Origin of the sequence: uncultured Rhodococcus sp. (assembly GCF_963525155.1) — a bacterium.
In the GTDB taxonomy this organism is placed as follows: domain Bacteria; phylum Actinomycetota; class Actinomycetes; order Mycobacteriales; family Mycobacteriaceae; genus Rhodococcus_F; species Rhodococcus_F qingshengii.
The window spans coordinates 1-8,211 of the sequence record NZ_CAURKP010000210.1 but is presented as its reverse complement, the minus strand read 5'-3'; the positions used below and the strand labels follow the sequence as shown (position 1 = coordinate 8,211).

The window sequence follows — 8,211 nt, the reverse complement described above, 5'->3', positions numbered from 1 at the left end:
TTCCTGGACGACGTGACCGTCAGCCGTCGTCACGCCGAGTTCCGTCAGGAAGATGCAGATTTCCACGTCGTCGACGTCGGAAGCCTCAACGGCACCTACGTCAACCGTGAGCCTGTCGATTCGGCAGTTCTCGCGAATGGTGACGAGGTTCAGATCGGCAAGTTCCGTCTGGTGTTCCTCACCGGCCCTCGTGCCGGCGGTTCGCAGGTCGGCGAGTCGTCAGCAGGTGCGGGTAGCTAATGACGGCAGTGCGGCAGCAGAGCCAGCCCGGAATGTCGATTGGTTCCGTGCTGGATCGGTTGCGTCCAGATTTTCCCGACGTGACGATTTCGAAGATCCGTTTCCTCGAGTCCGAGGGCTTGATCAGCCCGCAACGGACACCGTCGGGATACCGCAGATTCTCTGTCGAGGACTGCGAGCGTCTTCGCTTCGTGCTGACCGCTCAACGCGATCAGTACCTGCCGCTCAAAGTGATCAAAGAACAACTCGAAGCGATCGACAGTGGCGCAGCGACGGTGAGTGCAGAAGTTCCTGCGCCTCGTCGTGCTCGCGTCCTGTCGATCGCTACGGGCGATGTCTCACCCGAGGCGTTCCGGGTCGATCGCGAAGTTCGAGTCGGTCGTCAGGATCTTCTCGCGCGCGCCGACATCGACGATCGGTTTCTGACCGATCTGATCCGCACCGGTTTGGTCGTTCCCGGCGCGGCGGGCTTCTTCGATGAGGATGCCGTGACGTTGGCGCGCACCGCTAAGGCGATGTCCGAGTACGGCTTGGAGGTTCGCCATCTGCGGGCGTTCAAGTTGGCTGCTGATCGCGAAGCGGGGCTGGTGACTCAGATCGCCGGACCGGTTGCCAAGGGTCGTGACGCCGGAGCACGTGATCGTGCCGAGGAAATGGTGCGGGAGCTGGCCGCTCTGTCACTGACTTTGCACACGTGTCTGGTCAAATCGGCAGTTCGGGGAAGTCTCGATCGCTGAGTTCCTCGATCAGCGGGGCACACTCGAATAGAATTTCAGTACGACCGCATCGGAGTCGGTCGGCTGGATCACGTCAGGTTGGAGGCAAGCTCGATGGGCGAAATGCGTGTGATCGGAGTTCGTGTCGAGCAGCCTCAGAATCAGCCGGTCCTGTTGCTGCGAGAGTCCGACGGCGATCGGTACCTGCCGATCTGGATCGGGCAAACCGAAGCTACCGCGATTGTTCTCGAACAACAGGGAGTCGAGCCGGCGCGGCCGCTGACTCACGACCTGATCAAGATCTTGATCGAATCTTTCGGTCGGAGCCTCAAGGAAGTTCGGATCGTGGACCTGCAAGAGGGCACTTTTTACGCGGATCTCGTCTTCGACGAGCAGACCACTGTCTCGGCACGTCCGTCGGACTCGATTGCATTGGCCCTGCGCATCGGCGTTCCGATCTTCGCGTCGGAGGCTGTTCTCGCCGAGGCCGGTCTGGTCATTCCCGACGAGCGCGAAGACGAGGTCGAGAAGTTCAAGGAATTCCTCGACACCATCTCGCCGGACGATTTCAAAGCCACTGATGGTTAGCCTGAATTGACTGGTTGCGGACTTTAGTCTTCAACTCTCAAGTAGAGGTTGAGTCTCGGTCGGCGTGTTGCGTTGACCATGCACCCTCCTGGACTTACCGTTGCGTGCGGTGGAGATCTTCTCGCCTTGTCGATCGAGGCGTACTCTGGGTAAGTCCACTCATGGAATTACCTGCCTTGGATTCACATCTGAAAGTTCGGTCGGCACGGGATTCTCGTGACTGCTGATAGCACAGGTTGGTTACATGATGGCGAAGCGAGAGGGAGACGGCAGTGGAAGAACAGTCGAATGAGCGCGGGACGGGCATAGCCGGTAGTGCCGCGACTGCAGAAATGTCTTCCGAAGAGCTGCAGCCGGGCCTGTTCCCGGACGATTCCATCCCCGACGACCTCGTCGGATATCGAGTACCCAGTGCCTGCCAGATCGCCGGGATCACGTACCGCCAACTCGACTACTGGGCACGGACGTCGTTGGTTGTTCCGTCGATCCGTGGCGCTGCCGGATCCGGAAGCCAACGTCTGTACTCCTTCAAGGACATTCTCGTTCTGAAGATCGTGAAGCGTCTGCTCGATACCGGCATCTCACTGCAGAACATCCGCGTTGCCGTCGATCACCTCCGTAAGCGTGGCGTCCGCGATCTTGCCAACATCACTCTGTTCTCCGACGGCACCACCGTGTACGAATGCACGTCCCCCGAAGAGGTCGTCGACCTCCTCCAGGGTGGGCAGGGCGTATTCGGCATCGCAGTCAGTGGCGCGATGCGTGAACTCACCGGAACGATCGCCGACTTCCCCGCCGAGCGGGCCGACGGCGGCGAAAGTGATCCCAACCCGGAAGACGAGTTGGCTTCGCGACGCAAGAATCGCGCCAGCCGCAAAACCGGATAACGTACGTCACATCTCTTTGGAGGATGCCACGGTGCAGGTAGGCGTTTCGGTCAACTAGACTGGGCCTGCGTCGCCGGCGTACGGGAGAGCCTCGGATACCGATTCACCGAACTTGTCTTTGTTTCAGTCTTTGTCTCAAAGGTCAGTCGTGAGCGGGATCAGGGCGCCGAAGGAGCAATACCTCCCCGTCAATCTCTCAGGCACCAAGGACCGTACGGGCTCCGACGCCTCTGGAAAGCGGTGGGACAACCCACCCGCCGACGGGGAAAGGCTGTGGCTTCCGCCTTCGGCGGATCACTACCGAATCTCTCAGGCGCTCGGGAATCGAGCATGCGACAGAGGGGGAGGAACACACCGCAGTTCGGTGTGTGTCCTGATCCTCCGATCTGTCTGGGAGTTGTCGTGATCGACGCTGCAAGCCGTATATTTGCCGACCGCCATGTCGGTCCGAACGCCGCGGAACTCGCGCGCATCCTCGAACTCGTCGGGGTCGATTCACTCGACGAACTGGCAACCAAGGCCGTTCCCTCCGTCATCCTCGACGCTGCCCCGAACGGCATCGCTGCCGGACTCGACGCTCTGCCGCTTCCGGTCGGAGAGCACGAGGCACTTGCCGAACTGACTGCACTCGCAGCCCAGAACACCGTCGCGACGTCGATGATCGGCCTCGGCTACTTCGACACGTTGACGCCGCCGGTGTTGTTGCGCAACATCATCGAGAACCCGGCCTGGTACACCGCGTACACCCCGTATCAGCCGGAGATCAGCCAGGGCCGTCTCGAAGCCCTCCTCAACTTCCAGACCATGGTCGCCGATCTCTCCGGCATGGAACTGGCAAACTCGTCGATGCTCGACGAGGCCACCGCCGCTGCCGAAGCCATGACGCTCCTGCGCCGCGCGAACCGCAGCAAGTCCCCACGATTTGTCGTCGACGCCGATCTCTACCCGCAGACCCTCGCCGTCATCGAGACTCGCGCCGAGCCGCTCGGCATCGAGATCGTCTCCGCGGACCTCACCGCTGGTCTTCCGGAAGGTGAGTTCTTCGGCGTCATCGCCCAGATCCCAGGTGCCTCGGGACGAGTCGTCGATTACACCTCGATCATCGCGGAAGCTCACGAGCGCGGCGCACTGGTTGCCGTCGGCGCCGACCTCCTCGCGATGACGCTCATCACCTCACCCGGTGAGCTCGGCGCGGATGCGTGCTTCGGAACCACCCAGCGTTTCGGTGTTCCCATGGGATACGGCGGACCGCACGCCGGTTACCTGGCCGTGCACTCCAAGCATGCGCGTCAGCTGCCCGGCCGCTTGGTCGGCGTCTCCATCGACGCCGACGGAGACAAGGCGTACCGCCTGGCGCTGCAGACACGTGAGCAGCACATTCGCCGCGAGAAGGCGACGTCCAACATCTGTACCGCTCAGGTGCTCCTCGCCATCCTCGCTGCGATGTACGCGAGCTACCACGGCGCCGAGGGACTCAAGGCGATTGCGTTGCGCGTCGCTGCCCGCGCACACGCGTTGGCAAACGGCCTGCGCGAAGGCGGCGTGACCGTTGTCCACGATTCGTTCTTCGACACCGTGCTCGCTCAGGTTCCGGGCAAGGCGGCCGACGTCGTCGCTGCGGCCAAGGAATCCGGGATCAACCTGCGTCTGGTCGATGCCGATCATGTCGGTATCTCCTGCGACGAGGCCACGACCGCCGACCACGTCCTTGCCGTGCTCGACGCGTTCGGGATCGAGGATGCTGTTGTCGCCATCGAAGCCGAGGGCAATTCGGTTCCGGCTGCTCAGGAGCGCACCTCCGACTACCTGCAGCACGAAGCCTTCACCCGTTACCGTACGGAAACGGCAATGCTTCGCTACCTGCGCGCGCTGTCCGACAAGGACATCGCCCTCGATCGCAGCATGATCCCGCTGGGTTCGTGCACCATGAAGCTCAATGCGACCGCCGAGATGGAATCCATCACCTGGCCCGCGTTCAACGCGATCCATCCGTTCGCGCCGACATCGGATGCGCCCGGTCTGCTGAAGATCATCAAGGATCTCGAAGACTGGCTGGTCGCGGTCACCGGCTATGACAACGTCAGCCTGCAACCCAACGCCGGCAGCCAGGGGGAGTACGCGGGCCTGCTCGCGATCCGCAACTACCACCTCAGCCGGGGTGACGACCATCGCGACACCTGCCTCATCCCGTCGAGCGCTCACGGCACCAACGCGGCTTCTGCCGTCATGGCCGGGATGCGCGTCGAGGTTGTCGCCTGCCGTCCCAACGGTGACGTCGACGTGGACGATCTGCGCGCGAAGATCGCCGATCACGCCGAGCGTCTCGCCGCGATCATGATCACCTACCCTTCCACGCACGGTGTCTACGAGCACGAGATCGCCGACATCTGCGCAGCGGTACACGACGCCGGTGGCCAGGTGTACGTCGACGGCGCCAACCTCAATGCGCTTGTCGGCCTTGCCCGTCCGGGCCGATTCGGCGGCGACGTCAGCCACCTGAATCTGCACAAGACCTTCTGCATCCCGCACGGCGGCGGCGGACCCGGCGTCGGCCCGATCGGTGTGCGCTCACACTTGACGCCGTTTTTGCCCGGACACCCGATGGCCCCCGAACTCGGTGGTAGAGGAACGATCTCGGCAGCGCCCTACGGCAGTGCGTCCATTCTGCCCATCACCTGGACCTACATCCGGATGATGGGAGCTGCGGGCCTGCGCCGCGCCAGCCTGACCGCCATCGCGTCGGCCAACTACCTCGCGCGTCGACTCGACGAGTACTTCCCGGTTCTCTACACCGGCGAGAACGGCATGGTCGCGCACGAGTGCATCCTCGACCTCCGTGGGTTGACCAAGGACACCGGCGTCACCGTCGACGACGTCGCAAAGCGTCTGGCCGACTACGGTTTCCATGCTCCGACCATGAGCTTCCCCGTGGTCGGCACACTGATGGTCGAGCCCACCGAGAGCGAGAACCTCGAAGAGATCGACGAGTTCTGCGAAGCGATGATCGCCATTCGCGGCGAAATCGATCGCGTCGGAGCGGGCGAGTGGACGGTCGAGGACAACCCGCTACGCGGTGCTCCCCACACTGCGGGAAGCATTGCAGCGCAGTGGGATCACCCGTACTCGCGTGAGATCGCCGTCTTCCCGCGTGGCAAGGCTCGCCCGAAGGTGTGGCCGTCCGTGCGTCGTATCGACGGTGCACATGGCGACCGCAACCTGGTCTGCTCCTGCCCGCCGATCGAAGCGTTCGCAGGCAACTAAGGCGTGTGCCCGCCGGAGATCATCACCTCTCGTGTACGAGTTCGAGAACGGTGATCTCCGGCGGGGCGCCGACGCGTACCGGCGGACCCCAAGCCCCGGCGCCACGCGTCGTGTACAGCACTGTGTTTCCGACCCTGTCCAAGCCTTGCACCGAAGGCTGCTGCAGCGGAACGAGATACCGCAGCGGCCACATCTGACCGCCGTGAGTGTGCCCGGACAGTTGCAGATCGATACCCATCTCGGACGCCTCGATCGCTTGACGCGGTTCGTGCGCGAGAAGCAAGGTGAAAGTATTCGGATCGCGACCTGCGAGCGCGGCAGTCAGGTTCGGCTCGTACGGGGCCGGCGACGTGTAGTCGTGGATGCCCACGATGTCGATGGTATCGCCGCCATGCTGGATCGAGGTGCGGCTGTTGCGAAGTGTGGTGATCCCCAATGTCTCCCACACGTCGAGCCATTTGCCGCCGTCGTCGGCGTAGAACTCGTGGTTTCCGCTGACTCCGAAGATTCCGTCGGGCGCCCGAAGATCGGCGAGCGGAGCAAGATCGGGAGCAACTTTCGCGACGGTTCCGTCCACGAGGTCGCCGCCGATCGCGATCAGATCGACATTCTGCGAGTTCACGATATCGACCACCTTGCGGGTGAAGTCGACCCCGCGGGCCGGTCCCACGTGCAGGTCGGTGATCAAGGCGATCCGGTATCCGTTGAAGCCCTCAGGTAGACGAGCGAGCGGCACGCGGACGCGGGAAATCTTGGGGCCCGACGCCTCGTAGACGCCGTAGCCGGCGGTGCTGATCGCCGCGAGAGTGACTGCTGCTGTAGCCAACTGCAACGTACGACGCTTGGCTGGGTCGACTTCGGTCGTGGTATCCGTGTGGCGTGCACGTAGTCGACCGATCCCGGCGAACAGGCCGATCACGAGCAGTCCGGGAATCAGATACAGCCACGAAGCCAGCCAGACCCATCCGACAAATCCGATCGGTCGCGCCCACGATGTCGGAAAGACTTCGCCGCTGCCGACCCCGATGAGCGTCGAGACCGCCAAGACGACAAGCGCAGTGTCGGCGAGACGAGCCCATCGCCTCGGGATGCCGGTGGCGCGAACGAGCCGGCGATGCAGGAACCAGGTCAGAAGGGCGAGAAGGACCGCAAAAACCGCGACGCGCCCCATCAGGACAGCATCTTGGTCACTGCGGCCGCGAGAGCGGGGTCGGACGTCGAATCGACCCGAACCAATGTTCCGCCCGTCCGATCCGAGACGTCTTGGAGTGTGGAGACGTCGTCGCCCGCACCGACGACGATCACGTCGACCTGTACCGGACGCGACGGATTGCCCGCAGCGGCGATCGCGCTGAGCAGTTCGGCTCGCGTCGTGGTGGATTCGTCAGGTGTACTCGAGGTGATCAGCAGCACCGAGTTGACTCGTCCCGCGTCGAAACCGTCCACGGCGGATTTGTAGGAGCTGGCAAGCGCCGGGTACTTGGAGGTCTTTCCGCCGGCCCGAAGCCCGTTGAGGAAATCGGTGATCGTGGCACGCCGATTCGGCTCGGACAGTGAACCGCCCGGAACCAGGATGCGCTCGGACGGTTTTCCGTCGGTGCCCGTGCTGAACTCGCGAAGGCCGATGTCCGAAGCGTCAGGGCTGCGACCCAATTGGGTATTCACCGCCGAGGCAACGTTCGCCAAGCGGGTAGTGCCACCGTCGTCGGTACCCATCGACGCCGACGTGTCCATCAGGATGGTGGCACTACGCGGCGAGACCGGGTTGGCGACTATGTCACCGAGCGCCGCTGCGGTCTCCGCCGAAGCCGGTTTCAACGTGGACGAGATCTTGGCCGGGGACACCGCTCCGAGATCGGGAAGGTCTTGGCCCTCGACCCGGAAACCGGCGCCGACGAACAACTGTGACTGATTCGGCTCACGCATGAAATCGGCAAGCTGTGCCGCTGCGCGCGACGCGGTTTCGTCGATCCCGCTGCCCGAGACGATTACCGCCGGATAGTCCGCGACTGGCGTTGCGCCAACCGGGGAGTACGTCGTCATCGCCGCGTTCGCGCTCTGCGCTATCGACTGTTCCGTGGCCGGAACGGCCTTCACCGAATCCGGTGTTCCGGCGCTCAGTGCTCCGAGGGCTTCGGCGGTGGACGAGGGGGGAGTCGGCAAGGATTGGAACTGCAACGCCCGTGCACTGAGCGCAGCGTTGACCTGAGCGGACTTCGCCTGATCCGTCGTGACCGGACCGGCACCCGCATCGGCGACGTCGGCAGCGATCGCCTGTGCAGCCATCGAGGTTTCGGTACTTCCGACCGGCAGGGCGACCGTCAGATCGGAAGGCAAAGACTTCCAACTCGATGCTGCGCCGGCCAATGCTGCCGCGGTCTCGGGACCGGCTGCCAGAACGATCGGGGAACTCGCGAGCGAGCGAGGATCACCGTTGATCACGGCCTTGCCCGACAGTGGCGCGAGTTCGAACGAACTCGTCGGGATCCACAGGGAGGGACGCGGTCCCAATGCTGCGT

The 8,211-nt window shown here is 63.4% G+C and carries 7 protein-coding genes and 1 riboswitch; of the genes, 5 read left to right on the top strand and 2 right to left on the bottom strand.

The window, feature by feature from the left end; all coding sequences use genetic code 11:
* The 5 genes from RWT78_RS25855 to gcvP form a co-directional block, all read left to right on the top strand.
* Positions 1-240 (top strand): FHA domain-containing protein (locus RWT78_RS25855; protein ID WP_314681848.1); only part of this gene is annotated, 240 nt, incomplete at its 5' end.
* Entirely contained in the window at positions 240-977 is a 738-nt protein-coding gene (locus tag RWT78_RS25850; protein WP_003946161.1) for a MerR family transcriptional regulator, read from the top strand. The genes RWT78_RS25855 and RWT78_RS25850, both read left to right, overlap by 1 nt.
* A 93-nt stretch (positions 978-1,070) precedes the next feature.
* The gene (locus RWT78_RS25845; protein WP_003946194.1) at positions 1,071-1,544 is read left to right on the top strand and encodes a bifunctional nuclease family protein; all 474 of its coding nucleotides are present in this window, start codon (positions 1,071-1,073) and stop codon (positions 1,542-1,544) included.
* Between the two features lie 332 nt (positions 1,545-1,876).
* Positions 1,877-2,431, top strand: a complete 555-nt coding sequence (locus RWT78_RS25840) for a MerR family transcriptional regulator (protein WP_021344354.1) — start codon at positions 1,877-1,879, stop codon at positions 2,429-2,431.
* A 220-nt stretch (positions 2,432-2,651) separates the two neighbouring features.
* Positions 2,652-2,780, top strand: a riboswitch (glycine riboswitch).
* 53 nt (positions 2,781-2,833) lie between these two features.
* Positions 2,834-5,692: an aminomethyl-transferring glycine dehydrogenase gene (gene gcvP, locus RWT78_RS25835; protein WP_314681845.1), complete on the top strand. Its 2,859-nt coding sequence runs from the start codon at positions 2,834-2,836 to the stop codon at positions 5,690-5,692.
* 22 nt (positions 5,693-5,714) lie between these two features.
* On the opposite strand, the gene RWT78_RS25830 is transcribed toward gcvP, so the two are convergent.
* Together RWT78_RS25830 and RWT78_RS25825 are read right to left on the bottom strand one after the other, a co-directional pair.
* Positions 5,715-6,863: a metallophosphoesterase gene (locus RWT78_RS25830; protein WP_209922922.1), complete on the bottom strand. Its 1,149-nt coding sequence runs from the start codon at positions 6,861-6,863 to the stop codon at positions 5,715-5,717.
* Positions 6,863-8,211: VWA domain-containing protein (locus RWT78_RS25825; protein ID WP_314681842.1), on the bottom strand; the 1,349-nt coding region annotated here is incomplete at its 5' end. The genes RWT78_RS25830 and RWT78_RS25825, both read right to left, overlap by 1 nt.

Excerpts from the sequence above, each read along its gene's own strand:
- RWT78_RS25830 (WP_209922922.1), bottom strand. The coding sequence starts at position 6,863 with ATGGGGCGCGTCGCGGTTTTTGCGGTCCTTCTCGCCCTTCTGACCTGG.
- RWT78_RS25845 (WP_003946194.1), top strand. The coding sequence starts at position 1,071 with ATGGGCGAAATGCGTGTGATCGGAGTTCGTGTCGAGCAGCCTCAGAAT.
- RWT78_RS25840 (WP_021344354.1), top strand. The coding sequence starts at position 1,877 with ATGTCTTCCGAAGAGCTGCAGCCGGGCCTGTTCCCGGACGATTCCATC.
- RWT78_RS25850 (WP_003946161.1), top strand. The coding sequence starts at position 240 with ATGACGGCAGTGCGGCAGCAGAGCCAGCCCGGAATGTCGATTGGTTCC.